The sequence below is a fragment of the Helicobacter pylori genome (assembly GCF_006439795.1).
Lineage (GTDB): Bacteria > Campylobacterota > Campylobacteria > Campylobacterales > Helicobacteraceae > Helicobacter > Helicobacter pylori_CR.
In genome coordinates this window covers 43,606-69,850 of the sequence record NZ_VEYL01000008.1, presented here as the reverse complement: position 1 = coordinate 69,850, position 26,245 = coordinate 43,606, and the positions used below count along the sequence as shown (strand labels likewise).

Genomic DNA, 26,245 nt, shown 5'->3' with positions numbered 1-26,245 from the left:
GGCGTGAAAATCCCTACCATTAACACGAATTACTATTCTTACTTGGGAACTAAATTGGAATACCGAAGACTCTATAGCGTGTATCTCAACTATGTGTTTGCTTATTAAAAACCCTCTTTTTAAAAAAAGGGGGAGCTTCATCAAATCTATTTTGATAGTTATCAATATTTGATGAAAATAAAGTCAAAAACAAAATAAACCAAATCACCCAATTATCTTTGATAATTGAGTGATCTAAGAGAATCGTTTAATACTCTTCAAACATTTCTTGGATTTTTGCCTTATCATTCGTTTTAGTTAGAGCGAGTTGTAAAAGCACCCTAGCCTTTTGGGGGTTTAAGTTATCGCTTGTGATGAAACCATAAGCCTTGTCATCAATCTCGCCTGAAGTAATCTCACCGCTGCCTACCCTGCTAGAACGAACAATAACCACCCCCATTTCGCTCGCTTCTTGCATCGCTTTTAAAAACCCAGCGCTCACATTCCCATTACCCACCCCGGCTATCACAACGCCTTTTGCATGCGAGTTTAGGCTCGCTTGGAATAGATCAGGGGTCATGCCGACATGCGTGTAAATAATATCCACTTTAGGCAAGGGGGGGTTGAGCTCTAAAATGGAAAATTCGCTCTCTATCGTGTGTTTTCTTAAAGGCTGCATGTAATAACGCGCCTTGCCATAATACACGCTCCCTATCGCACCGCTATTTAAGGCTTTAAAGGCGGAAGTGTGGGTGGTGTGCGTTTTAATCGCTTCCCTAGCGCTAAAAATACTATCATCCATCACCACCAACACGCCTTTATTCGCGCTTTTTTCATCGATCGCTACGCTCAGCGCGTTATACAAATTCAAAGCCCCATCCGCGCTCAAAGAAGAAGCATTACGCATCGCTCCCACTAACACCACCGGTTTTGTGGAGCGTAAAACCAAATTTAAAAAATACGCGCTCTCTTCTAAAGTGTCCGTGCCATGCGTGATGACCACGCCTTGAATACGGCTATCATTGAGCAATTCTTGAACGCGTTGAGCGAGCTTGAACCATACCTCTTCATTCATGTCTTGTGAGCCGATGTTAGAAATCTGCTCCCCTAGAATGCGAGTGATCTTAATAAGGTGATTAGGGATAGCCTTCAAAAGCTCTATGATACCCAACTCACCGCTCTTATAACGGCCCAAACTCTTGCCCGCGCCGCTCCCGGCAATCGTCCCCCCTGTCGTTAGTAAAACGATGGTGGGTAAATTTTTAGCCATGACTTGCCCTTTCAAACAAAATAAAAGGATTTAAAGATTTTGTAGTATAGTGAATCGTTGTTAAAATAAATTTAAAAAGGGTTAGTTGTGGATGCCTTTTTTCAAATTATCGTGTTACTTTTTTCGCTTTTTTTAGGGGCAAGACTAGGGGGCTTGGGAGTGGGCTATGCGGGGGGCTTGGGCGTGCTTGTTTTGTGCTTATTTTTGGGGCTAAACCCGGGCAAAATCCCTTTTGATGTGATTTTAATCATCATGGCAGTCATTAGCGCTATTAGCGCCATGCAAAAAGCGGGGGGCTTGGATTACTTAGTCAAAATCGCTGAAAAAATTTTAAGGAAACACCCCAAGCAAATCAACTATTTAGCGCCAAGCGTGGCGTATTTTTTAACGATACTAGCCGGCACTGGGCATACGGTTTTTTCCTTGATCCCGGTGATTGTGGAAGTGAGCCAGAGCCAAAACATCAAACCCAAAGCACCCTTAAGCTTAGCGGTAGTCTCTAGTCAAGTCGCTATTACCGCAAGCCCGGTGAGCGCGGCTGTGGTGTTTATGAGCGGTATTTTAGAGCCTTTAGGAGCAAATTATCTCACCCTTTTAATGGTTTGGATCCCTACGACTTTTTTAGCATGCATGCTCACAGCGTTTATTATGGGTTTTACTGATTTAAAGTTAGATAGTGATCCGCATTATTTAGAGCGCTTGAAAGCGGGCAAAATTTCGCCCCCTAAAATCAAAGAAGAAAAAGAAACCTCAAAAAGCGCGAAATTATCGCTATGGATTTTTATCGGTGGGGTTGTAGCGATCGTTTTTTATGCGAGCGCGATTTCCAAAAATATCGCCTTAATTAACCCGGTGGTTTTAGGCAGAGATTACGCGATTGTGTCTTTCATGTTGAGCGTGGCGACTTTAATTGTGATTTTTTGCAAGATTAATGCTAATGAAATCGCTCATTCAAGCGTGTTTAAATCCGGCATGCAAGCGTGCGTGTGCGTGTTGGGCGTGGCATGGTTGGGCGATACTTTTGTGAGCAATCATATAGATGAAATCAAGCGATACGCTTCTTTTTTGATTGCAGATTACCCGTTTTTATTAGCCGTAGCACTCTTTTTGGCTTCCATGCTTTTGTATTCGCAAGCCGCCACCTCTAAAGCGCTCATTCCAAGCGTGATCACAGCCTTAGGCATTAGCGCTAATCACACAGAGCATTTGTATATTATCGTGGCTTCTTTTGCGAGCGTTTCGGCGTTGTTTGTGTTACCCACTTACCCTACTTTACTAGGAGCGATCGCTATGGATAACACCGGCACCACTAAAATGGGCCGTTATGTGTTTGATCATGCGTTTTTAATCCCTGGGGTTTTAGTCGTGTCTTTGAGCGTGGCGTTAGGGTTTGTTGTTGTGCCGCTATTTTTGTAGATTTTACCACCAACGATAAAAGCTTGGTGTTGCGGTTTTTCTAAACCCCCTTAAAAAAGAGAGCTTGAATCACTCAGTAAGCGAACACATAATTGAGATACACGCTATAGAGCCTTCTGTATTGCAATTGAGCACCTAAAAAAGAATAGTAATTCGTGTTAATGGTGGGGATTTTAATACCCAATTCAATGCCATGTTGCGCGGAATGTTCGCTATCTTCTTTCTTTTTCATAGCGAGATTGGTTCTCAAGCCTAAATTGAACAAAAATTGGAAATTGGAAGCGTTAACTTTCGCGCTGTAAGGATTATTGAACGCGGTTAAATTCATGTACTGGGAATTAAGCCATGTAGTCCCTGCTAGTTGGATACCTCCAAAAAGACCCACAGAAAGCTTGTTGTTCTTTCTTGTAATGCTATCGTTGATGATATTCACTAACAAATCGCTCCCACCGCCATAAGTCCATATGTCAGAAGAAGAATTGAAAAAGCTTGATTTGATATAGCCGTGGTTGTAATCAAAGAAGCCATAATACCTTAACCCCCATCTTTTGCTTTCGCCAAAGAATTGCTTATAACCCACTTGCACGCCAAGCCCGTTCAAAGCGCCGTTATTGTTTTGAGAGCTGATCATTCCTATATTTTTAAAGGGGTTATTGCTCATCGCTGCTAAAGCTTGAGAAAGATTGGATGCTTGCTCTGGGTTGATTTGGTAGTTGTATTGGCCCGCTGCTGGGGCGTTTTTATCGTAAGGTAGTGTAACAATGTCTTTTGTATTGACTTGGTTATAGGGAAGTTTAGAAATCTCTTCGCTCAAATTCTTAGCATCGTTATAAGTGGTTACAATCTCTGTTTGATTGGATTTTAGGTTATAAACATCTTTAGCCACGCTTAAAGCCGCATCCACCCGGTTACCATAATAACTCACATTGTTTTGGATCGTCTGAATTTCTTGGTTCAAATTCACCTCCTGTCTGTAAGGGTTAGTAGGCGTTGAACCCGCATTGGGTATTTTCAAGTAGGCTTTCTCTAAATAGCGATACTGATCTTTAGGGATAGAATTAAAGAGGTTGAAAATGCTTGAAGCGTAAGAGATGATTTGCTTTTGGTTTTGAGCGAAAGCGTAGATGTCTTTAGCGAATTCAGGGTTTGTTTGAGATCCTGTAGCTTGAGCTTGCAAACTAGCAGATAGGGTGTGGTTATTTTGAGAAAGCGTAACCGCTTGTTGCAAGATAGGAATCATCGCCTTAATGTTGTTAAACACCGCGTATTGCGTTGGGTAATTAGTGGATGTGATAGCACCGGACGCGTTTGAAACGCCACTGATGACGATATTTTTCCACATCATAGCCGTCTTAGTGTTTGCAATCAAGTCCATAAGCTTTTGTGCGGTTTCAAGAGCGTTGCTTACGGTTGAGCTTGGTTGGTTTGATGTTGAGTCTGTTGCAGCGCATCCGGATAAAGCGCAAAGATTGTTCGCTTTAGTGGTAGCGTTTGTTTGAGCTGCTTGGAGGCTTTCAGCGAGTTTTTTCATCTCGTCGTAAGTGGTTTGATTCATAGCGCAGTTTTCAATTCCTGAGCAGTTCTCTGTAACCGTTTTAAAAGGAGGGTTACCCTGAACACTAGAGGCTTGGTTACCACTGCCCACAAAAAAAGTGAAGTAGTTCCCTGCATAAAGACTCCAAAAACCCAATACCGAAGTGATAACGGCTTGCACGGCGTTGAAGATGGGCGATTGGGTGGTGCTGTTATAGTTGTTGTTGGTAAAGCTTTTTAAATAGTTTAAAGAGCTATTGACCAGCTCAATGTTGTTGGCGTTTTGAATGCTTTGCTTCAACGAAGCCACTTGATTTAAATACTGGTTTAATTGCTCGTATTTGTCGTTTAAGTTTTTCAATTCACCGGTGTTTTTGACCATTTGCACCGCTTCGCCGATTTGATAGCCCGCGCTCACAAAAAAGCCATTGTCTTCAGCGTTTAAGAGCGATGAAGCGAGAGAGAGAGAGAGAGAGAGAGTAAAAATCGTTTTTTCATAAAATGTTCCTTAAAGTAATGTTGTTGTTGCTAAAATATTCTGAAATGGTAATAAATCTAAAACAGATTGGATTTTACCATGAACTTATTGTATTTCAAAAAAAAAAAAAGGATTTTGGGGTATTTTAACCTATTTATCTTTGAAGCGTTGATTTTTGTAACGATAAAATCATCTTTTGAATTTTACCATCAGTATTCAATGGGAACGAAACCGCACTAAAACAAGAACGCGTAGCTCACAAAAACTTCTTTATTCCTAAAAACGCTGAAGTTTTGTCGGATCGTTTGTTGCTGCCACACATTGCTAGCACCAAAGTTTTTCCAACTTTGCGCGCTCAAGCTGTAATAAGGGATTTTAAGCCCCACATTGAAGCGGTTGCGCTTGCCTATATACAAAGAGCCTCCAAAATTCACAAAAAACCCCCCACCTGCGGCAAAAAATTTATCGTCTTGATTCGTGTTTTGATTTTGATAACTAGGACTCCATAACACAGCGTATTCCACCCCACCTCCACCAAACACGCCTATTTTAAGAAACAGCATTTTTTCTGTTTTTAAAGCGAGTTTTAAAAGGGTGTCTATAGGGAGATTGACAAACACATTCACATTCAAGCCAAACGCCATGAAATGCCCGTTATCAAAAAGGAAGCTTTGAGGGCTTGGGGTTTTTTGCAAAACTAAAGAGCCTTGAGTGTTTGAAACAGAATCGTAGGTTTTAATCGCGCTTGGGTTGTAATTTTCTTGGGATAAAAGGGTATTACCCCCCACTTTTTGACCTAATTGCGCTTTAGCGTATTCTATATCCCCCCACACCCTTAATCCTAAAATATGGTATTTATCAATAGCTATTTCATCGCCTATTTGCCCGGTATAAGACAGGTTTTTACCCCCCTTATAATGGGCTTCTAATTTCTCGCCATAACACACGCTACCAGGGCAAGTGGGGTTGTCTTTATAGGCTTGTTGCCACATGCTTGTGCGCGTATTAGCCCCTGTGCCTAGCCTAAAACCCAAATAAATGTGGTTTTTTGTTTTAAAAAAAGGCGTTTTTTCAGTGCTATTGCCCCACAAAACCCCCAAGCTGGCTAAAAAAACAAGCGCTTTCAAACGCTTTTTTGATTCAATTCTACCCATAATGGCACTTCACTTTGCAACATTTCTTGATTAAAAAATTCCTCTATGCTCTCTCGCATGCTCTTTATTTCTGTAAGGGTATTGACACAATTACGAAACGCGCTCGCTTGCATTTCACCTTTAGCGTAAGCATGCAAATTTTTCCTGAACATCACTACCCCCCTATCCCCATAAAACTCCACCATTTTATCAAAATGTTCTAAAACCAAATCTTTTTTCACGACTGCGGGCAATTCGGTGGTGTTGTTTCTGATTTGCCAAAATATCCATGGGGCTCTTAAGGCCGCTCGCCCTATCATTAGCCCATCAGCTTGCGTGATTTGCAAAACTTCAAAGGCTTTTTTCACGCTGTCAATTTCGCCATTGGCTATCACAGGCTTTTTTAAAATCCCTTTCATTAAAGCGATGCTTTCATAATCCATTTTATCTTTTTGGTATTTGTCGCTTCGTGTCCTCCCATGCACCACCACATAATCCACCGGCGCATCATTCAAGGCATGAGCGATTTCTTTAGGGATTTTCTTTTCAAAGCCTAAACGCACTTTCACGCTTGTGATCTTTTTATTGGTATTTTCTCTAATCACTTTTAAAATCTTCACCAAGTGGTTTAAATCTTTCAATAGCCCGCTCCCGTTACCATGATTAGCCACTTTAGGGGAAGGACAACCGCAATTAAAATCAATCCCACTCACATGATCTAAAGTGTTGATTTTCTCCACCGCTTCCTTGACTACGCTTTCTTTAGAGCCTGAAATTTGCGCCATGAAATGATCTTCTAAAGGGGATTTTTCCAACATTTTAGAAGTTTTATCAAACGCATACACTAACGAATGCGAGCTCACCATTTCGCTTGTGGTAACATCCACGCCAAATTTTTTCACCACGCTTCTAAAAGGCAAATCCGTATAGCCTGCTAGAGGGGCTAGAAAAAGCCATTTTTTATTCTTAAAGTCCATCCGCTCTCATATCAAAGTTTTTGCTGTATTTTGACACAATCAAGGTTAAAAAGCGCTTTAAAACTTATCGCTTGATTAAAATTAACTTTTACAGATCCATTAAACTCTGTTTGAAACGGGTTAAAAAATCATGCGTTGGTTGTTTTAAAAACTCTGCGTATAAAACAGGCCTTAAGCGTTTAGGGATATTCAGCCTCCTGGCTCTGTCTTTAAAATCCTTTGGCATGCTTAAAGTTTTTGGGGGTTTAAGAGCGATGAACGCATGCTCTTTATCCTTTTCAATGATGAATTTTTGAGCGATTTCTAAGCTAAAAAAATGGCGTTTGACTTCTTCTTTTTGAGAAAAGCTCAACACATACCCCTTTTGCTTTAAGATTTTATCCACCATAAAAAGCGCGTTTTGCGAATACTTGAAAAAAGTGATCCCATGCATTTGTGAAACGGAAATCAAAGGATAAAGCCGCTCTTTTTCTTGATCCAAAAATTTAAAACTTTGGATAATGCCCTTAGAATAATCTTGCATCAATGCGTTAGCGTAATGTTTCCTGAAACAATTGCGTTTGAATTTTAAAGAAGAATTAGAATCATCTTCAAAAAATTCCCAATCTTTAGCGAGCGTTTTAAGGGTGTCTTTAGGAGTGTAAAGCAAGGGACGAACAATCGCATAAAACCCTCTTTTTTCATAAGCTTGAAAGCTTAAAAGCGTGTTTAGTCCGGCACCTTTGCTCAATTGCATCAAAAACCATTCCAGCCTGTCATTCAAATGGTGCGCTAAAATCAAATGCTTGTAAGAATGCTCTTTGATTAGGGTTTCAAAAAAATCATAACGGATCTTTCTCGCTTGCATTTCAAAATTGCGCGCAATCTTTGGAGCGTGATGGATATAGCATTTTTTATGGTGCGTTTTTGCGAGTTTTTGAGCGTGCTGGATGATTTCAAGGCGTTGTTTTTGCGTGTTATAATCCACTAAAGCGATGTCAAAAGCGATGTTTTCTCCAACTAAAAGATAAAACAAGCAAGTAGAATCCAATCCACCCGAAAAACCCAATAAATTTTTCCCCTCTCTTAAAGGCTCTAAATAGGGTTTAAAATCTCGCACTGTCAAATCGGCATTAAGCATAGATTCAATTCATCGCATTCTTTCATGAAATTTTCTTGTGGGTTAAAATGCCTTTTAACAAGCTTACGCTTTCTATGCCTAAAATTTCATTCCTGAGCTTTTCCACTTCATGCAAACCTAGAGCTTTTTTGTGGACGGCTTCATTGCGGATTTTTTGAATGAGGGTGAGACTTTTTGAAAAAGGGTAATTGATGAATCGGTTTAAGTTTTCTTCTAAATAGCATTGGATTTTTTCGTGTATGAGTAAAAATTTAACGCTCCCAAGATTGGGCTTTTGAGTGAAAAAATCTTCAAGTATCAAAGATTTTCCTTGGACTTTGTAAGTCAGATCATAAAGGCTGGGATCTTTTGTGCAAGCCTTTAAAAGAACTTGTTTAGCAAAAAGATAAATTTCGTATTCTAAGGTTTTGGAGTATTTGACGATGATGCTGGTAAAATCATTCAAAAGATCGTTTTCGCTTTCTAAAAGCTCTAATTCTGCATGAATGATGTTATTGATGCTGTCAGGGTGTAAGAGGTAAAAAAGCCTTTTGCCAAAAACAAAACGCATGAAATTTTCTTGCATCATTAAATATTCTTTGCTTTTATACACGCTCAGATAATGCTTTTCATCGCCTAAAAAATAAGAACGCTCTTTTTTTAATCTCACCGGCAAAGGATAGACATAATTATTCCCATAAATAGCGTAAGTGTGGTTGTTGGGCGCGATGAAATTGGCTAAAAATTGATCCCTTAAAAGGCTAAAATCTTCCCTGACTAATTCCCTTAAATCGCTGATAATAAAAAAGTCTTCCACTTCCAAATTTTTTTCTTTATAATAGCTAGGGATCAAACTCTCATCAATATCTTTAGAAACCTTTATCACCTTAGCGACAAATAAATTAGCGTAATCGGTCAAAAAAAGCTGCAAAAAATTTTTTTCGTTGGTGGCTTTGTAAATCTTTTCTAAAGAGTCGTGCTTTTCTTGATCGTTGAGCTTGGATCGGATTTTACCAAAGCCCACTTGGGATTTTTCCTGCAAAACGCTTAAATGTTGTTGGATCACATCTTTTTGATAGTAAGGGTTATACAGGATTAAAAGGTGGTTCATGCCTTGAGCTTATTTTAGGATTTCTTTGAGGTTTTGTTTGATCTCGTCAGGATTTTGTTCGTATTCTTGGATGAGATCTTTTAAAATTTCAAACAATTCGTTAAAGTCTTGCGGGTGCTCTTTCTTAAACTTCACTACCAAATCCAAAGCTTCACAAGCGTTATTCAATGAATCTTTATCGTCATTGAAAGCGTCTTTGATACCCAAAACCATCTTGGTAATGCGAGTGCTTTGCCCAGGGCTTGAAATGCGTTTGCATATAAAGCCTTTGAATGCGTTGGCAAGCTTAAAAGATGTGCAAATTTTAGAAAACATCGCCTTTCCTTATTAAAAGATTTAAAATGCCACTTGTTGGATTAACCCGTTTCAAGCTTAGCCAAAAAGCCTTTTTGATGCGTTTTTGAAATTTTAGCACAAATTCAGTTCATTCCTCTTTTAGGCTCAACATCTATAATATCTTCGCCCTTGATAAAATCTTCGCCGGTTTGAATCCATTTTTCAAATTCTTGATCGCACTCTTGCGTTTTTTTAACGCTTTCTTCGCATGCTTGGATGCATTTTTCCAGTTCAAACACGCTCGGGAAACATGTTTGTTTGAATCTGGTTTCATCGTTGATGAGAGCTAAGATTTCTTGTTTTTGTCCGTCAAAATTAGATTTCATTTCTTTAGCTTCTTCAAGTTCTTGTTGTTTTTGGTATTTGTTATAAGAATCCCATGCTTCAAAAGCAAGACCGATAAGCGGTAAAGCTTTGTTCAAATTGCCTGCCAATTTGACAGCGCCCCAAGGTTTGAATTTTAAAGCCAAATCTATGCCTGTAAATCTTGCCACAGCCACTATCCCATCTCTAGCCGCTTTGATATTAGTTGCATTGATAAACTTGCTTTATTCTAAAAGTTTGATTCCAATCTTTCCAAATGTCCCGGCATGCTTTTCAAAAGGATTCATATCAGCGTTAAAAGTCGTTCCGATTTTAGCGATTTCATTTGAAATCCCTTGCGTTTGCCTTTCAAATTCATTTTGGACTCTTGTGTCTATATTGATACCTTCATCGCCTATTTCTCTTATAACGAAATCATTAAAGGTTTCTAGGCTGGTGCCAGAAATTTGACGGATGAGATCGCTAAAATACCTTATTATAAATTCTCTTAAATGAATGCGGGATTGAGAAATTTCTTTATTTAAATCTTGAATGTCCTTTCGCCTTTTTTCAAGCGTTTTATTCAAATATTCCATTTCTCTATTAATATCTTGCAACGCTTGTTTTGCGGGTGGCATTTGCCTATAGATAACATCTTGAATGACGCTTTTTTTGGCTTCTTCTATGATGGTTAATTTCATGCCATTTTCTTTAATCTTTTTTTGAGTCGCGTCTTGCAAGACTTTGATGTGTGAGAGTTTTTGAAACTCTTCTTTATGTTTTAGCCAGTGTTCAACCCCCAAATCAAAAGGGTTTGCCGCAACAGCGACAATAATCAAACTTTCTTTTTCTTCTTCGCTTAAAGAAATCAAATCATTCAGTCGGTTTTGAATGTTTTCTTTTTTAATCTTAAATCTTTTGTTGTAATCTTCTTCATCTTCAATATCCGCTTCTTCATCAAAACGGCTGATGACAAATATCGTCCTGGATAAAAGATTGAGCGTCCTGAACAACCAATTCAAATCGTCCTTATGGCTTTCTTTGATGGGGTTTGACGGGTTGAACGCGTATAAAATGAGATGGGCTTCGCTGATATATTTTTTCGTAATATCTTTATAGCGTTCTATTTTGCCGCTATCAGTTATTTTTTCTTTAAACCCGAATAGTCCCGGGGTGTCAACCAGCTCAATTTCATCATCTATGTGATAGATTTTAACTTCATCGCTGGATTCTTTGTGGTCTATCTTCATGCTCTTGTCTAGCCGATCGATCCACGCTGCCGCTATGGATGTTTTCCCGTAAGAAAAACCTCCCACTAAAGCCACTTTAAGTTTTTGACCGGCAACATTTTCCATCGCATTACGAATCTTGTCTTTGAGAAACTCTTTAACCTCAATGCCGTATTTTTCCCCAACATGGACAAAATCAAGCAATTTTTTAAGATTTTCTTGATTCCTCTTTTGATTTCTTTTAAATTGTTCTAGCGTTTCATTCTTCATTGTGCGATCCTTGTTTTGATATTATTAGATGGATGTTATGAGAGATGTATCCTAATCTTTTATCAGCTTCTTTTAACCTTTCTTTCTTGTATTCGTAATTCTCAACAGGTTCGTTAAGATCGGCTTTGAGTTTTTTAATCTTTTCCCGTATGTCTTTTTTGCGACTTTCAAGTCGGCTTTTCACATCCTCTGCAATTTTTTCACAAATTTGATGTAAATTCTTATCCACTTCTTTTTTTTGTTGGGATTTTTTATAATCTGGATTAAAAACATTCCACAATGCTTTAACTGCCCCCACTAATGCTACAAGACCCGCTATACCTATTTCAACCCAACCCACAGGATTCCAAATATTAACTATCCCAAGCAACACCAAACCTCCTATTGAAGCCAATAAGCCCATTGTATCAATGCCGTTATCCATATTAAAATCAGCATTAGGATTAAGACTAAGATTATTGATGCGTTCTACAATCGCTAGAGAATCTTGAACCCTTTCTTCAAGTTGTTCAATATTTTTTCTTACACTTCCACGGAATTGTTCCTCGCATTCTTTGAACCGCCGTTCTATGTCTTCAATCAATTTTGTCTCTCTTTGTTCACATTCATTTTTAAAAATTTCTTTACATTCATTATTTCCAATACCTCTTTCAATGCGTTCATGCATTTCTTTTCTAAAATTAAATTCGAATTGATTGATTTTTCTAGCCGCTGAATTTTCCAAATCTGATATAAATTTTTCTTTAGAACGATCCAAATTAAAGCGATCTTCTTGTTGGTGTTCTTGCATGTCTTTAATCATTGGATCGATCTGTTTTTCAATCGTGGTTTTTATCGTATTTTGTAATTCTTCTACCACTTTTAAGGCTTTATTGCAGTTGGATTCTATGATTTTGGCGCGCGAGTTTTTAAGAAGAGCTTCGGTTATAAATTCTCCTAATTGTTGGAAACGGGATTTATACAATAACCATTCTTCCGTTTTAAAAAAATCTAAAAATTTTTGTTTGTTTTTGTAAAAATCACTCTCTGGCAGCAACGCCGATGAAAGACCATAGAAAGCCATTTGAACACTCACTGCTTTATAGCCCATGTAGTGTTTGCCTAAAATGTTTTTCATCTCTTTATTTAAAATTTTTAAGCTTTCTTTTTCGCTTTTATTAACAAGCTCATCTTTTAAGGCTATTGGGCTATTAATCGGTTTGTTATAAATCGTCCATATCTCTGTTTGCGAATCAAGCTGTCTTTGGATTTTTTCAATCGTTCCCCTTTTTCTTTCTTCTCCTTTTTGCGGAGGATTAGGCGTTTTGATAACATAAAAAATAGCATGGGCTTTTTGCGTTGCGTTAGAAATCTGATCGATCACTTTTTGTTCTCTGCCTTCTATCCCTGGCACATCCAGCAAAATAAAGTTTTGATGGTTGTATTGGAAAGGATAAGATTGTGTTTTTAAAGTGAAATCGCTCCTCCCATCGCCTATAATCGCTCCATCTTGCAATGAATGAAGTTCGTTTAAAATATTTTGTTTTTTGCGTTCATCATTTTGATAATTCTCTTGGTAATTGGAATAAAGCCGCTTGAATCGTTCTTGTTGATTTATTTTACTTTGTTCTTAAAAAACAGCCTCAAACATTCAATAAGGGTTGATTTCCCCGCACCGGTTTCCCCATAAAAGGCAATGGTAAAATTTTCCCACTCTTCATTATTTTTCAAGCTTTCAAGCTCTTTTAAACTTTTAAATTCTAATTTTTGAAACAACTCCAACGCTTCTTGGTTGAATCGCTTCAGTTTTTCATCTTTGTCATCAGCGTTTTTGAAAATATTTTGAAGATCTTTAATGCTCTTTTCTACGCCAAGATAAATGTTTTTCATTTTGCATGCCTCGAGCGGATTTTTCTTGCGCATTTTAACAAAAAAAACGCAAACCCCACCCTCTAGCCACGCTCTAGCCGCGCTTTTAGCCTTATGGCTAACTTTTAAAAAGGGCTTAAAACCTTAGCGAGTAAGATATTGTCTTTAAACGCGCTAGGCACAATCGTGTAATGCCCAGGTTGTAAAGGGGTGGTTAAGGCGCTGTCATTGATTAAAATTTCCCCATCCACTTCAGGCGCCCATCTCAAATCCCTAGCTTTGTAAAAATACTCGCCCTCTTTATTTTCCACTAACGCCTTAATGGGCTTGTTTAATAAAGCCTTAAAAGAATGGTTCTGGTGTTTTAAAGCGATTTTATTCAAGGCTTTAATGCGGACGTTAATGATTTTTTTAGGCACTTTCTCTAAAGAATAGGCATGCGTGTTTTCTTCTGCGCTGAAAGCAAAAATATTCAATCGATCAAACCGGAACTCGTCTAAAAACGCGCTCAATTCTTCAAATTCGCCCTCATTTTCTTCTGGATGCCCTACAATGATCGTGCTTCTTATAAAGCTTTCTTTAACCTGCTTCATGGCATCTAAAAGCTTTAAATGGTGCGCTTGGCTGGAGTTGCGGCGCATTTTTTTAAGCATGGAGTCGCTGATATGCTGGATGGGCATGTCAAAATAATTTTGAAAAATAAGCGAGTCTTCAATCGCGCCAATCAGCTCTAAAGTGGTGCTAGAGGGGTAGAGGTATAAAATGCGAGCACTCTTTAAGGCTTGCTGTTTGTCAATCGCTCTAATGAGCTGGATCAAGCCGTCTTTTTGCCCCTTATCGTATAAAAATGAGCTAGAATCTTGAGCGATAAAAGTCATATCCTTATAGCCTTTAAGGGCCAGATCCTCCACTTCTTTTAAAATGGAGTCTAATTCCCTGCTTTGTAATTTCCCCTTAAAGCTAGGGATAGCGCAAAAAGAGCATTTTTGGTTACAGCCCTCAGAAATTTTAACGTAAGCATGCACGCTCGAGCCCGTGATGATGCGCGCGTTATAATGCTCGCTTAAAAACACTTGCTCGCTGAATTGGTTTTGTTTTTTAGCGATCAAAATATCAATCTTGTCATAATCCCCCACGCCGGTAAAAATATCCACTTCAGGAATCAACTCTTTGATCTCATCTTTATAGCGCTCGCTCAAGCACCCGCTCGCAATCAAAATCGCCCCCTCTTTTTTGTCTTTAGCGGCGTTGAGAATGGTTTGAATACTCTCTTGTTTAGCGCTTTCAATAAACCCGCAAGTGTTGATCAAAATCACATCGGCGTTTTTAGCGTCATTAGTGAGCATGTAATTATAAAGCTTGCCTAGCATCACTTCTGAATCCACCAAGTTTTTAGAGCAACCTAATGAGATTAAGCAAAGTTGTTTGTTTTCTTTAACTTGCATGTTAATGGCTTTTTAAGTTTTTCAAATCCACTTCCCAAAAGAAATCAATCCATTCAGGAGCGTCTTTTAAAAACGCATCAGCTTTGTATTTCGCGCTTGTCTTTTGGAACAAACTCGCGCTATAAAACTTTTTATCAGGGTGTTTGTCTTGCAGCACTTTAAGCACTGCTTCTAAAGAATTACCGCTATCTACGATTTCATCTACCACCAAAATGGTTTTTAAATGATCTTTGATCGTGGGGATATTTTCAATTTTTAGGGCGTTTTGTCGGTGGGTGGTGTCATAAGAAATCGCATTGATGCCATAAACTTCCCTTAAATCCCAGTGCAAACTCAAAAAATGCGCTAAAGTCATGCCCCCTCGCATCACGCACACAAGGGCTTCTGGGACACCGCAAATTCGCTCCACTTGTTTCACTAATTCTAGGCTGTCTTTCAAAAAGGTTTCATAAGAATAATGCATTGTGATCCTTAAATTTCGTAATATTGCTTCAAAAAAGTTGCGTTCGCCGCGCCGTCAAATTCCCTTAAATCCAAATCGTTTAGGGCTAACTCTAGGGTATTTAAGGCGTAGGCGGTTTTATAGACAGGAATGATCCCCATGTGGTTGATGCGAATGAGCGTGTCTTTATAAGGCTCTTGACCGCCCGCAAATTGCACCTGGTATTTTTCTTTCAAAAGATTTCGCAATTCTTTGGCGTGCTCGCTAACAATCGTTGTCATGCTCAAGCTCGGGCTTTTAGGGAAAATCTTTAAACCGAGTGCTAAAACGGCTTTTTGAGTGGCTAAAGCGACTCGTTTAGTCTCTTGATAGAGCGCTTCAAAGCCCCCTAAATTCTGCACCAATTCAAAATAGCGCTGCAACCCTAAAGTGTGTAAAATAGGAGCGGTGTAGCTTGTGGTGTTGTTTTTTTGGTTTTTCAATTCGCTCTTCAAATTGAAATAAAACCCCACATCGCGTTCTTCTATGCGATCAATCGCCTTCTGGCTCAATGCGATTAAGCTCATCGCAGGAGGCAGCATGAACGCTTTTTGACTCCCTCCAATGAGCACATCAACATGCGTTATTTCTAAAGGCTCAACCCCTAAAGCGGTGATCGCATCTACAATCACAAAAACATTCGGGTTAGTTTCTTTGATCGCTTGAGCGATTTTTTCTACAGGGTGTCGTAACCCCCCACTAGACTCGCATGCTTGAATGCAAAACGCATCAATGTTAGGGTTGGCTTTAAGCACGTTTAATACTCCATCCACTTGAGCTGGTGTGTCCCATTCATAGACTAATTCATGAGCTTTGATAAAATGGGCTTTAGCGATCTTGCCAAACCTTTCGCCAAACTTGCCCGCATTAACAAACAGCAACTCTTTTTGACACAAGGAAATCACGCTCGCTTCCATAGCCCCTGTCCCGCTGCTGCTTAGAAGCAAAACCTCTTCTAAACCGGTCATTTTTTTCAAATTTTCTCGCACGCTTTGGAAAATCTTTTCAAAATCTTTGGTGCGGTGGTGGGGCATTGGCTGAGAAAAGCTTGAGCGCATCTCTTCATTAATGGCTACAGGGCCTGGAGTGAAAAGCAACATTTTAAAATTAACCTTTAATTTTTAAAGAGAATTTAAAAGCTATCATACTAAAACGCGCTTAAAATTAAGCCTTATTGTTTAAGAAAATCGCTTTTTAATGCAAATAAAATGCTAAAATGCCATGATTTAAAAAGAATTTAAGGCAATGATTGGATAAATTTAGTCTTCGTGCGTGTTTTTTAACCCTTTTTTTTAGCGGGTATTCTAAAAAAGCTCCAGGAACGATAGGGAGTTTGGTGGCGTTGTTACTAGGCTTACCCGTTTTAATTTTTTCGGCTAACACTTTGTTTTTAGGGGCGATTTTTGTTGGGCTTATCGCTATCGCTCAAATAGATAAGGAAGAAGAAGAGAGCAAGATCCATGACAGCTCTTACATTGTGATAGACGAATTAGTGGGCATGTGGTTGGCGATGGCGATTAGCGGGTTATCGTTAGTGGGCGTGGTTTTGAGTTTTATCTTTTTTAGGATCTATGATATCACTAAGCCCTCACTCATTGGTAGAATAGACAAAGAAGTTAAAGGGGGTTTAGGGGTGGTGGCTGATGACGCTTTAGCGGGCGTTTTAGCCGGATTGAGTACGTTATTAGTCATCAGTATTTTGGGATTTTTCAATATTAAATTTTAATTTTAAGAAAATTCAAAAGCCTTTTTTTAGGTAAATATAGATAGACTTTATTGCAATCGTTTTTAGGGAGTTTGATCGTGGAGTTTTGCGTTTTATTTGGTGGGGCGAGTTTTGAGCATGAAATCAGTATTGTGAGCGCGATCGCGCTTAAAGGAGTGTTAAAGGATAGGATTAAATATTTTATTTTTTTAGATGAAAACCACCATTTTTATTTGATTGAAGAATCCAACATGCATTCAAAATACTTCGCTCAAATCAAAGAAAAAAAATTACCCCCCCTAACGCTCACGCATAATGGCTTGCTTAAAAACTCATTTTTAGGGGCTAAGATAATAGAATTGCCTTTAGTGATCAATCTTGTGCATGGGGGCGATGGCGAAGACGGGAAATTAGCGAGCTTGTTAGAATTTTATCGTATCGCTTTTATAGGTCCTAGAATTGAAGCGAGCGTGCTGAGTTACAACAAATATTTAACCAAGCTTTACGCTAAAGATTTAGGGGTAAAGACTTTAAATTATGTTCTTTTGAATGAAAAAAACCGCGCTAACGCTATGGATTTGATTGGGTTTAATTTCCCTTTCATTGTGAAACCCAGCAACGCCGGGAGCTCCTTAGGGGTGAATGTCGTGAAAGAAGAAAAAGAATTAAATTACGCTTTAGACAGCGCGTTTGAATATTCTAAAGAGGTCTTAATAGAGCCTTTCATTCAGGGAGTGAAAGAATACAATTTGGCCGGCTGTAAGATCAAAAAGGATTTTTGTTTTTCCTATATTGAAGAGCCTAACAAACAGGAATTTTTAGATTTCAAACAAAAATATTTGGATTTTTCACGCAATAAAGCCCCTAAAGCGAACCTTTCTAACGCCCTAGAAGAACAACTAAAAGAAAATTTTAAAAAACTCTATAACGATTTGTTTGATGGCGCGATCATCCGTTGCGATTTTTTTGTCATAGAAAATGAAGTGTATCTCAATGAGATCAACCCCATTCCTGGCAGTTTAGCGAATTATTTGTTTGATGATTTTAAAACAACGCTAGAAAATTTAGCGCAATCGTTACCCAAAACCCCTAAAATCCAAATCAAAAACTCTTATTTGTTGCAAATCCAAAAGAATAAGTAATGGCCAAACGCAGTATCGCTTATTTGGATAGCGTTTTTGACATTTCCTACACTTTTATAGACCACCATAGCCCTTTAAACGCCTTGTTTTTGCATGGTTGGGGGAGTTCTAAAGAAATCATGCAGCAAGCGTTTCAAGGCTGTTTTTTAAATTACAACCATTTGTATGTGGATCTGCCCGGCTTCAATCAAAGCCCTAACGATGAAAAAGTTTTAGAGACTAAAGATTATGCTAATATCATCAATCTGTTCTTAAAAAGCGTGGATAAAAAAGCGCATGTCGTTTTTGGGCATAGCTTTGGAGGGAAAGTAGCGATCTTGTGTGAAAACGAACGCATGGTTTTATTGAGCAGCGCCGGGATTTTAGAGCCAAAACCCTTAAAAGTGCGTTGTAAAATCCTTTTAGCTAAAATCTTTAAGAAATTAGGCTTGAATTTAGGGTTTTTGAGGAGTAAGGACGCTATGGGGCTTAATCAAGTGATGTATGAAACCTTTAAAAAAGTAGTTAGCGAAGACTTTAGCGATCATTTCAAACGATGCGAGAAGGAAGTTTTATTATTTTGGGGTAAAGATGATAAAGCAACCCCCTTAAGCTCTGCTCAAAAAATGCAAACCTTATTGAAAAGAAGTGCGTTATTCGTGTTAGAAGGGGATCATTTCTTTTTTTTAAACCAAGCAAAAGAGATTGAAAAACTAGTGGAGAATCATTATCATGCAAAGTCTTAGTTGGCTGAATTTAGCGTTTCGTTGGCTCTTTATAACAGGGCTTGGCTATTATATAATGACTTTATTGCAATGGTATCATTACAGCGTGTTTAGGATCTTAACCAAGCACCACAAAATGCGTTGGCATGGGATTTATTTTTTATTGCCTTTAGGGGTGTTTATCCTATCGTATGCTTTCAAAATGCCGTTTGTTTTTGATTTCTTTTGCGGCGTGATTCAAATACCCATGCTCATTATCTGGGCCAAACGCAACGACAAGCCTTTAGTTTTCACGCCAAGGGTGAAGCGCTTTTTTATCTTCTTATTGCTATTTTTAATCTTGCATGAAATCTTAAACACAGAATTAGTCCCTTTGAATGGGATTTCGCTCGCGCTTGGCTATTGGTGTTTATTTATATTCGTTTTAAGCACTTCTTTAATCTTTGAAAAAGTCCTATCCAAGCGGTATTTGCAAACCGCTAAAGATAAAATCGCCTCTTTAAAGAATTTAAAAGTCATCGCCATTACTGGAAGCTTTGGGAAAACCAGCACCAAAAATTTCTTGCTTCAAATCTTACAAACCACATTCAACGTGCATGCAAGCCCCAAAAGCGTCAACACCCTTTTAGGCATTGCGAACGACATTAACCAGAATTTAGATAATAAGAGTGAAATCTATATCGCTGAAGCCGGGGCAAGGAATAAGGGCGATATTAAAGAAATCACCCGCCTTATTGAACCACACCTTGCCGTGATCGCAGAAGTGGGCGAACAGCATTTAGAATACTTTAAAACTTTAGAAAATATTTGCGAGACTAAAGCGGAATTACTGGATTCCAAACGCTTGGAAAAAGCCTTTTGTTACTCTGTGGAAAAGATCAAGCCCTATGCCCCTAAAGATAGCCCTTTAATAGATGTTTCTAGCCTGGTTAAAAACATCCAATCCACTTTAAAAGGCACTTCTTTTGAAATGCTTATAGATAGCGTTTGGGAAAGCTTTGAAACAAAGGTTTTAGGCAAATTTAACGCTTATAATATCGCTTCAGCCATTTTAATCGCCAAGCATTTAGGATTAGAAACCGAAAGGATCAAACGGCTTGTTTTGGAACTCAACCCTATTGCCCATCGTTTGCAACTTTTGGAAGTGAATCAAAAAATCATCATAGACGATAGCTTTAATGGGAATTTAAAGGGCATGTTAGAGGGCATTCGTTTAGCGGGTTTGTATGAAGGGCGTAAAGTCATTGTAACACCGGGATTAGTGGAAAGCAATACAGAAAGTAATGAGGCTTTAGCGCAAAAAATAGACGAGATTTTTGATGTCGCTATCATCACAGGGGAGTTGAATTCCAAAACGATTGCCTCCAAATTAAAAACCCCCCAAAAAATCTTACTCAAGGATAAGGCGCAATTGGAAAATATCTTACAAGCCACCACGATTCAAGGCGATTTGATTTTATTCGCTAATGACGCCCCTAATTACATTTAGGAAATGAACATGCAGCATTTATACGCTCCTTGGCGCGAAAGTTATTTGAAAGAGAAAAATAAAAGTTGTGTCTTTTGTGAAATTTCTCAAAACCCCACAAAAGATTCAGAAAACAGAGTGCTTTATAGAAATAGTGATCTCTTTGTGGTGATGAACGCCTACCCTTATAACCCAGGGCATTTGTTGATCATTCCTCATGTGCATCAAGCGAGCGTGGAACTTTTAGAAATGAATACTTGGCTGAACATGAATATATTAGTGCCTAAAGTGTTAAAAGCGTTGTATGCTTATGGCGCTCAAGGGATTAATTTAGGTTTGAATTTGCACAGAAACGCCGGAGCAGGGATCCCTGAGCATTTGCACATGCATTTAGTGCCTAGGTTTTTAGGCGATAGCAATTTTATGAGCGTTATCGCTCAAACTAGGGTGTGCGGGATTGATTTAAATGAAACCTATCTTACCTTAAAAAACTTATTAGAAAAGGAGCTTCATTGAAAACAAACGCTTTTAGTTTGGGTGCGCTACAATTGATTTTAATTCATTTTAGGGAGTGTCAGCGATGAAGGCGCGTGGGTTTAAGACAAAGATGCGTGGGTTTAAGATTTTTTCAGGGAGCGCTCACCCTGCATTTGGCAAAGAAGTGTCAAAGCATTTAGGCTTTCCCTTATCCAAAGCGGTGATAGGCAAATTCAGCGATGGTGAAATCAATATCCAAATCAGCGAATCGGTGCGCGGTAAGGATATTTTTATTGTCCAGCCCACTTGCGTGCCGGTCAATGACAATTTGATGGAATTGTTAGTCATGGTAGATGCCCTAAGGCGCAGTTCGGCCAATTCTATCACAGCGGTGTTGCCGTATTTTGGCTATGCCAGACAGGACAGAAAAGCGGCTCCAAGAGTGCCTATCACGGCTAAAATGGTCGCTAATTTGATGCAAGAAGTGGGGATTGAAAGGATCATTACGATGGATTTGCATGCCGGGCAGATCCAAGGCTTTTTTGATGTGCCGGTGGATAATTTATACGGATCTATCGTTTTTAGAGATTATATCCGCTCTAAAGCGTTAAAAAACCCTGTGATCGCTAGCCCTGATGTGGGTGGGGTTACAAGGGCTAGGTATTTTGCTAATCAAATGGGCTTAGATTTAATCATCGTGGATAAGCGCCGTGAAAAAGCTAATGAAAGCGAAGTGATGAATATTATCGGCTCAGCAAAAGAGCACGATGTGATTTTAGTGGATGACATGATTGATACCGCAGGCACGATCTGTAAAGCCGCTTTGGCCTTAAAAGAACAGGGGGCAACTTCTGTCATGGCGTTAGGCACGCATGCGGTTTTGAGCGGGAATGCGATCAAGCGCATTAAAGAAAGCGCGTTAGATGAAGTGGTGGTAACTAACTCTATCCCTTTAGTTCAAAAATGCGACAAAATCACCACTTTAAGCGTAGCACCCTTATTTGCGGAAGTGATCAGAAGGATTTATCATAACGAAAGTGTCCAATCGCTTTTCACTTAAAAAGGGGGGGGGTTAAAAAGATATGATAAAAAAGGGGGAGTGGTGGATTCTGTAGGACTTGAACCTACGACCAATCGGTTATGAGCCGAGCGCTCTGACCAGCTGAGCTAAGAATCCAAAATTCCCAAAGGATGGTTTGCTATTGTATCCAAAAATATAGCGAAAAGCAAGCAGGTTTTCTAGGATTGCAAATAGGATCATAAAAGTGATAAAACTGCTCCCCCCATAGCTAAATAAGGGTAAGGGAATCCCCACCACAGGGGCTAACCCTAAAGTCATGGCGATATTCACGCTGGAATAAACAAAGATTAGAATAGAAATCCCAAGGGCTACAATCTTTAAAAACCAATCGCTGTTGCTTTCAAACAGATAAAAAAATAAATGCAAACTCAAGCCTATATAAATCGCAAAAAGCAATATAGCCCCTAAAAACCCGAAACGCTCCACGAAGTAAGCAAAGATAAAATCGCTCGTTGCAATAGGCAAGAATTTGAATTTGGTTTGCGTGCAGGCTTCTTTAGATTTGCCTAAAAACCCGCCCGATCCTATGGCGATAATAGATTGCATGACATGGTAATTAGGCTTTTCAGAAAGAAAGTCTGCGATGCGCTTTTTTTGGTAATCATGCAAAAAATGATAAGCGATAGGCGAAGCCACTAAAAGAGCGGCAAAAAGAGGGAGCCACACCCTAGTCCTTAAGCCCACGATAAGTAAAATCCCAAAACCCATGATGAGCACAATAAGGGCCGTGCCTAAATCAGGCTGTTTCAAAATCAAAGCCGCCGGTAAGCAAATGTAAAAACTAAGCTTTAAAAACATGCCCCAATCATAGCCCTTAAAAGGAGGCGGGTTTATTTTAATCAAATGCGCCAATAACAAAAGGATAGCGATTTTCACGGGTTCGCTAGGCTGTAAGGTGATAGAAGTGAAAGGAATGACTAGCCATCGTTGCGCCCCAAGCTTGCTAGAACCCATAAAATCCACTAACGCCAATAAAATCACGCATGCCCAATAAAACACAAAGAGCCACCGATCGAGCTTCCTGAAAGGGATAAAAAACACGATCCAAAAGAGAAGAAACCCTATCGCATAATAAACCCCTTGCTTCAAGCTCAAAACCGCACTGCTCTCAAAAATCAATACAAAAGAAACCACCAACAAGGGGATGATAAACACAAAAGGAAAAAGATCAAAATGCATCCAAATCCTTTTGTCTAATGCCATGCGTTTTTCATAACCCCTAATCTTATTGTGTTAATTTTTTGATTGTATCCAAGTTGAGATAATTTTCCTTAAAGAGAGAAGTTATCATGCCAACTTCATCAGGCAAATTGACTTCGCCCGTCTCATCATTAAAGCACTTTTCTAGCACTTTCAAATACGCAAACCCAATGCCTTCTGTGATAATAGCAGCGGTTGCGCCCCCTGCAACACTCCCCACAACAGGAATGAATTTAAGGAAACCATTAACGAGCGTTCTCCCCACTTGCGCGACAGCGGTTACGCTTAACAATCCTGCGACCAAACTCGCACCCACAGATTTATCCAAATCCATTCCAAAAGCGTCATTCATTTTATAAATCATCCCTGCTTGAATGGGCGCGATAGCGAACGCATCGCTAAAGGGTATGGGGATAAGCCCAGTCGCTCCTGCAGCACCGGATGCAACATGGATAATGGTTTTACATTCCTCTATCATGACCTGTTTTCTTTTTTGAATATTAGCTTTTTGAATACTCAAGAAATGGTTTTGTTTGTTTTTCCTAGCGTCTATCAAGCATTTTTTCGTTTCATCTACCAATTCTTTTAAACCTTCAACAGGGACTTCCATGCCTCTAAATGAAAATGCAACGGAATTGACTCTCACATAGGCTCTGACAAAACCGCTAAACCCCCACTCTTCATTGATAATCTTTTGAGCTTCTTTAACAAACGCCTCGCCGGCTTCGGCTTGAGTGTTTGTGAAAACGACAATCGTTGGGATATTCCAATTTTTAGCGAAGCTTAATAACTCTCTCTCTCTTGAACCCTACCAGAAGTCTCCTTAACGCACAAATACGCCACATCAATAGCCTCTTTTTCATCAAGCGTTTTAAAAGAATCTTCCATTTCTTTTTTAATGCTTTGCATGGTGTCGTGGTAATCTGCAGCTTCAATGCCTTGAGTGTCCCACAAAATCAAGCCTTTCTGTTCATCAATGTATTTTTCAAGATGCTGAGTGATGGGTTTTCCTACGCCTGCTTTAGCTATTTCTTTACCAAATAGAGCGTTAATGAGCGAGCTTTTACCCATTCCAGTAGCCCCCATGAGCAAAACATTCATCTTTGGTTTTTCCTTTTTGATGGCTTCGCGCATTTTTTCCATATTCAATCCTCCTTCTTTCCCATCAAGCGTGAACGAGTCGCCTAAAAAGCCACGCAAAATGCCGTTCAGTTTATCATGCCCGTTATGTTCCATTAGAACCCCTTTAAAAATGATTTAAGATATAAGGCGATTGATTATAGCGTATTAAACTAACTAAGAAACATGATTTTTAAGGTTTTGAGTAAAATAATGGTTTTTAAAAAAGCAAAAAAGGGTTTGGATGCAAAAAGTTTTTATCGCCCTAAATAATCACAAACGCCTTGATGAATTTTTAGCCAAAGAATTGCAAATTTCTAAAAACCAAGTGTTGCATTTGATTAAAGAAGGGCTGGTGTTTTGTCAAAAAAAGGGGGTAAAAAAAGGAGGGTTAGCCTTAAAAAAAGGCGATGAAATCACGCTTTTAACGCCCAAAATCACGCCCAAACCCTTAAAAAGAGGGCTTGATTTAGAAATAGGAGTCATTTTTGAAGATGAAGATCTATTAGTGTTGAATAAGCCCCCTAATTTAGTCATCCATAAAGCCCCAAGCGTGAAAGAGCCTACTTTAGTGGATTGGCTGGAATCTCAAAATTACGAGCTTTCTAATCTGGGATCTAAAGAGCGCTATGGGATCGTGCATCGTTTGGATAAGGACACAAGCGGAGGGATTGTCATCGCTAAAAACAATTTTACCCATGTTCATTTGAGCGAGCAGCTCAAAACTAAAACAATGGGGCGCTATTATATCGCCTTGCTTTCAACCCCCTTAAAAGAAGAAAAAATGAGCGTGGAATGCTATTTGACAAGAAACCCTAATAACCGCTTAAAAATGATAGCGCTCAAAGCGGCTAAAAAAGAAAAAAGCCGCTATTCTAAAAGCGAATTTATCAGCTTGCTGACTTCTCAAAATAATCTTAATCTGATAGGGGCTAAATTGTTCACTGGGCGCACGCACCAAATCAGAGCGCATTTAGAATATTTGAACAGACACATCATAGGCGATAATCTTTACGGGCTTAATCAAGCGCTTTTGAAAGAAGACATAAGAATCATGCTGCATGCCTATTTGATAGAGTTCAAACACCCTAGAAACGAGCAAAAACTGCGCTTTAAAGTTCCCCTATTAAAGGATATGTTAGAATATCTTAAAAAAGTTTTTGACAAGGAGAATTTAGATGAGGTCTTGGATGAAGAAAAAATACTTCACGCTTTTATTGCAAAGTAGTGTGGTATTAGCGGTTTTTATAGGGTGTTCTTCTACCAGGAATCATACTTTTTCAGCCCTTAACAATCAAGAAAATACAGACCCTAATCTCCCTATAGTCCATTCTGTTAAAACGATTAACGATGTGAGTTCAGTGGGTTTTGAATGGCCTAAAATCGCTGATACTTATGATATTGATGGGTTTATTTTGTATCGTTTGAAAAAAGACTCCAAGCTTAAAAGAATCGCCACGATTAAAAACCCTTATGCGACCCACTATTATGATGAGGGGCTAGAAACAGAGAGTTCTTACACCTACCAACTCGCCACTTACAAGGGCGATAAAATCTCTAAACTTTCAGATCCTATTTTAGTGAAAACCTCTTTTATCAATCCTGTAGAAAGCGTTTTTGCAAGCCTTGAATACCCTAAAAGCGTGAAAGTCTTTTGGAGCCCGCACCCTAACCCTAGCGTTTCTAAATACATCATTCAAAGGCAGAATAAAGACGGCAAATTTTTGAATGTAGGGGCTGTGAAAAACCGCTTGTTTGTGGAGTTTTTTGATAAAGATTTAGAAGATGGGAAAAAATACCGCTACCAAGTCATCGCCGAAAATTTCATGGGGGATAAATCCAGGCCTAGTATTATAGTGGAAGGGAAAACCAAAGACTTACCCAAAGAAATCACTAATGTTAGAGTGAGCCAAAACCTCACACGACACATTGAATTGAGTTGGGATAAATCCACCCAAGAAGATGTGATAGCTTATCGCATTTACGCTTCCAATAACCGCAACGACAAATACAAATTCATCGCTCAAACCACTAACACTTCCTATGTGGATAAAATAGAAAAAGACAACCTTACGCGCTATTATAAAGTCGTCGCCCTTGATAAAACGCATCTTGAAGGGGCGTTACCCAAAGAGCCTGCCATGGGTGAGACCGCTGACAGACCCGAAGCCCCTATCATCACTAAAGGGACTATTCAAGACTCTTCAGCTTTCATTCAATGGGAAAATAACCCAAGCGCTAAAATAGCCACTTATGCGGTGTATCGCTTTGAAGCCAATTCTAAAACCCCTTTGCGCTTTGGCAATATCACCAAAAACCAATTCGTGGATAAAGACATGAAAGTGGGCGTGGCTTACCGCTATCAAGTGGTGAGCGTGGATAAAGATGGTTTAGAGTCGCACCCAAGCAAAGAAGTGCGTTTGTTTTTAGAGCGCTAAAAG

Annotated in this window: 23 protein-coding genes, 1 tRNA gene and 2 pseudogenes; 10 read left to right on the top strand and 16 right to left on the bottom strand. The window is 39.1% G+C overall.

Annotated elements, in window-relative coordinates:
* The coding region (locus FIM66_RS04835; RefSeq protein WP_140600129.1) for an outer membrane beta-barrel protein at positions 1-108 on the top strand (108 nt) is incomplete at its 5' end.
* A 139-nt stretch (positions 109-247) separates the two neighbouring features.
* On the opposite strand, the gene FIM66_RS04830 is transcribed toward FIM66_RS04835, so the two are convergent.
* Entirely contained in the window at positions 248-1,279 is a 1,032-nt protein-coding gene (locus FIM66_RS04830; protein WP_274595218.1) for a type II asparaginase, read from the bottom strand.
* A 57-nt stretch (positions 1,280-1,336) separates the two neighbouring features.
* Here FIM66_RS04830 and FIM66_RS04825 point away from each other — a divergent pair, with 57 nt between their 5' ends.
* Positions 1,337-2,665 carry an anaerobic C4-dicarboxylate transporter gene (locus FIM66_RS04825; protein WP_140548987.1) on the top strand — a complete coding sequence of 443 codons (1,329 nt, stop codon included), beginning with the start codon at positions 1,337-1,339 and terminating at the stop codon, positions 2,663-2,665.
* Between the two features lie 73 nt (positions 2,666-2,738).
* Here the strand turns inward: FIM66_RS04825 and sabA are convergent, their stop codons facing one another.
* The 11 genes and pseudogenes from sabA to FIM66_RS04770 form a co-directional block, all read right to left on the bottom strand.
* On the bottom strand, positions 2,739-4,685 hold the full coding sequence (sabA, locus tag FIM66_RS04820) for a Hop family adhesin SabA/HopD (protein WP_202978683.1): 1,947 nt from the start codon (positions 4,683-4,685) through the stop codon (positions 2,739-2,741).
* Positions 4,686-4,912: 227 nt separating this feature from the next.
* Positions 4,913-5,830 (bottom strand): outer membrane beta-barrel protein, encoded by a 918-nt coding sequence (locus tag FIM66_RS04815; protein WP_140600126.1) that lies wholly within the window; start codon positions 5,828-5,830, stop codon positions 4,913-4,915.
* Positions 5,800-6,786 carry a tRNA dihydrouridine synthase gene (locus FIM66_RS04810; protein ID WP_140490170.1) on the bottom strand — a complete coding sequence of 329 codons (987 nt, stop codon included), beginning with the start codon at positions 6,784-6,786 and terminating at the stop codon, positions 5,800-5,802. The genes FIM66_RS04815 and FIM66_RS04810 overlap by 31 nt, the downstream gene beginning before the upstream one ends.
* Positions 6,787-6,874: 88 nt before the next feature.
* Complete coding sequence (tilS, locus tag FIM66_RS04805; protein WP_194146405.1) at positions 6,875-7,891, bottom strand: tRNA lysidine(34) synthetase TilS; 1,017 nt, start codon at positions 7,889-7,891, stop codon at positions 6,875-6,877.
* A 37-nt stretch (positions 7,892-7,928) separates the two neighbouring features.
* A complete protein-coding gene (locus tag FIM66_RS04800; RefSeq protein ID WP_140490174.1) occupies positions 7,929-8,996 on the bottom strand; it encodes an HP0729 family protein in 1,068 nt (355 codons plus the stop codon).
* A 9-nt stretch (positions 8,997-9,005) separates the two neighbouring features.
* Complete coding sequence (locus FIM66_RS04795; RefSeq protein WP_238700919.1) at positions 9,006-9,257, bottom strand: hypothetical protein; 252 nt, start codon at positions 9,255-9,257, stop codon at positions 9,006-9,008.
* A 158-nt stretch (positions 9,258-9,415) separates the two neighbouring features.
* A pseudogene (locus FIM66_RS04790) lies at positions 9,416-11,134 on the bottom strand (LeoA/HP0731 family dynamin-like GTPase).
* Positions 11,124-13,003, bottom strand: a pseudogene (locus FIM66_RS04785) (GTPase). The pseudogenes FIM66_RS04790 and FIM66_RS04785 overlap by 11 nt, the downstream one beginning before the upstream one ends.
* A gap of 104 nt (positions 13,004-13,107) precedes the next feature.
* The gene (rimO, locus tag FIM66_RS04780; protein ID WP_140548167.1) at positions 13,108-14,427 is read right to left on the bottom strand and encodes a 30S ribosomal protein S12 methylthiotransferase RimO; all 1,320 of its coding nucleotides are present in this window, start codon (positions 14,425-14,427) and stop codon (positions 13,108-13,110) included.
* A 1-nt stretch (position 14,428) separates the two neighbouring features.
* Positions 14,429-14,890, bottom strand: a complete 462-nt coding sequence (locus FIM66_RS04775) for a phosphoribosyltransferase (RefSeq protein WP_120926878.1) — start codon at positions 14,888-14,890, stop codon at positions 14,429-14,431.
* An 8-nt stretch (positions 14,891-14,898) separates the two neighbouring features.
* Positions 14,899-16,008: a pyridoxal-phosphate-dependent aminotransferase family protein gene (locus FIM66_RS04770; RefSeq protein WP_140600124.1), complete on the bottom strand. Its 1,110-nt coding sequence runs from the start codon at positions 16,006-16,008 to the stop codon at positions 14,899-14,901.
* A gap of 149 nt (positions 16,009-16,157) precedes the next feature.
* On the opposite strand from FIM66_RS04770, the gene FIM66_RS04765 reads away from it, so the two are divergent.
* The 6 genes from FIM66_RS04765 to FIM66_RS04740 all read left to right on the top strand — a co-directional run bounded on the left by FIM66_RS04765 (position 16,158) and on the right by FIM66_RS04740 (position 21,464).
* The gene (locus FIM66_RS04765; protein ID WP_140600123.1) at positions 16,158-16,634 is read left to right on the top strand and encodes a phosphatidylglycerophosphatase A family protein; all 477 of its coding nucleotides are present in this window, start codon (positions 16,158-16,160) and stop codon (positions 16,632-16,634) included.
* A gap of 77 nt (positions 16,635-16,711) precedes the next feature.
* Positions 16,712-17,755, top strand: a complete 1,044-nt coding sequence (locus FIM66_RS04760) for a D-alanine--D-alanine ligase (RefSeq protein ID WP_140600132.1) — start codon at positions 16,712-16,714, stop codon at positions 17,753-17,755.
* Positions 17,755-18,480: a lipase EstV gene (gene estV / locus FIM66_RS04755; RefSeq protein ID WP_140490182.1), complete on the top strand. Its 726-nt coding sequence runs from the start codon at positions 17,755-17,757 to the stop codon at positions 18,478-18,480. Before FIM66_RS04760 ends, estV begins: the two co-directional genes overlap by 1 nt.
* The gene (locus tag FIM66_RS04750) at positions 18,467-19,948 is read left to right on the top strand and encodes a Mur ligase family protein (RefSeq protein WP_140600122.1); all 1,482 of its coding nucleotides are present in this window, start codon (positions 18,467-18,469) and stop codon (positions 19,946-19,948) included. Before estV ends, FIM66_RS04750 begins: the two co-directional genes overlap by 14 nt.
* Before the next feature lie 9 nt (positions 19,949-19,957).
* Complete coding sequence (locus tag FIM66_RS04745; RefSeq protein ID WP_140600121.1) at positions 19,958-20,443, top strand: HIT family protein; 486 nt, start codon at positions 19,958-19,960, stop codon at positions 20,441-20,443.
* A gap of 64 nt (positions 20,444-20,507) precedes the next feature.
* Positions 20,508-21,464: a ribose-phosphate pyrophosphokinase gene (locus FIM66_RS04740; RefSeq protein ID WP_140548157.1), complete on the top strand. Its 957-nt coding sequence runs from the start codon at positions 20,508-20,510 to the stop codon at positions 21,462-21,464.
* Between the two features lie 40 nt (positions 21,465-21,504).
* Here the strand turns inward: FIM66_RS04740 and FIM66_RS04735 are convergent.
* The 4 genes from FIM66_RS04735 to FIM66_RS08320 form a co-directional block, all read right to left on the bottom strand.
* Positions 21,505-21,581 (bottom strand) — tRNA-Ile (locus FIM66_RS04735).
* On the bottom strand, positions 21,543-22,688 hold the full coding sequence (locus FIM66_RS04730) for an FtsW/RodA/SpoVE family cell cycle protein (RefSeq protein ID WP_140600131.1): 1,146 nt from the start codon (positions 22,686-22,688) through the stop codon (positions 21,543-21,545). Before FIM66_RS04730 ends, FIM66_RS04735 begins: the two co-directional genes overlap by 39 nt.
* Before the next feature lie 22 nt (positions 22,689-22,710).
* Positions 22,711-23,295 carry a YcjF family protein gene (locus tag FIM66_RS04725; RefSeq protein WP_341472525.1) on the bottom strand — a complete coding sequence of 195 codons (585 nt, stop codon included), beginning with the start codon at positions 23,293-23,295 and terminating at the stop codon, positions 22,711-22,713.
* A gap of 173 nt (positions 23,296-23,468) precedes the next feature.
* The gene (locus FIM66_RS08320; protein WP_140490190.1) at positions 23,469-23,921 is read right to left on the bottom strand and encodes a GTPase; all 453 of its coding nucleotides are present in this window, start codon (positions 23,919-23,921) and stop codon (positions 23,469-23,471) included.
* A gap of 127 nt (positions 23,922-24,048) precedes the next feature.
* Between FIM66_RS08320 and FIM66_RS04715 the strand changes: the two genes are divergently transcribed.
* Positions 24,049-25,032 carry an RluA family pseudouridine synthase gene (locus tag FIM66_RS04715; protein ID WP_140600120.1) on the top strand — a complete coding sequence of 328 codons (984 nt, stop codon included), beginning with the start codon at positions 24,049-24,051 and terminating at the stop codon, positions 25,030-25,032.
* The gene (locus FIM66_RS04710; protein ID WP_194149257.1) at positions 24,995-26,242 is read left to right on the top strand and encodes a fibronectin type III domain-containing protein; all 1,248 of its coding nucleotides are present in this window, start codon (positions 24,995-24,997) and stop codon (positions 26,240-26,242) included. The genes FIM66_RS04715 and FIM66_RS04710 overlap by 38 nt, the downstream gene beginning before the upstream one ends.
* The last annotated feature ends 3 nt before the right edge of the window (positions 26,243-26,245 follow it).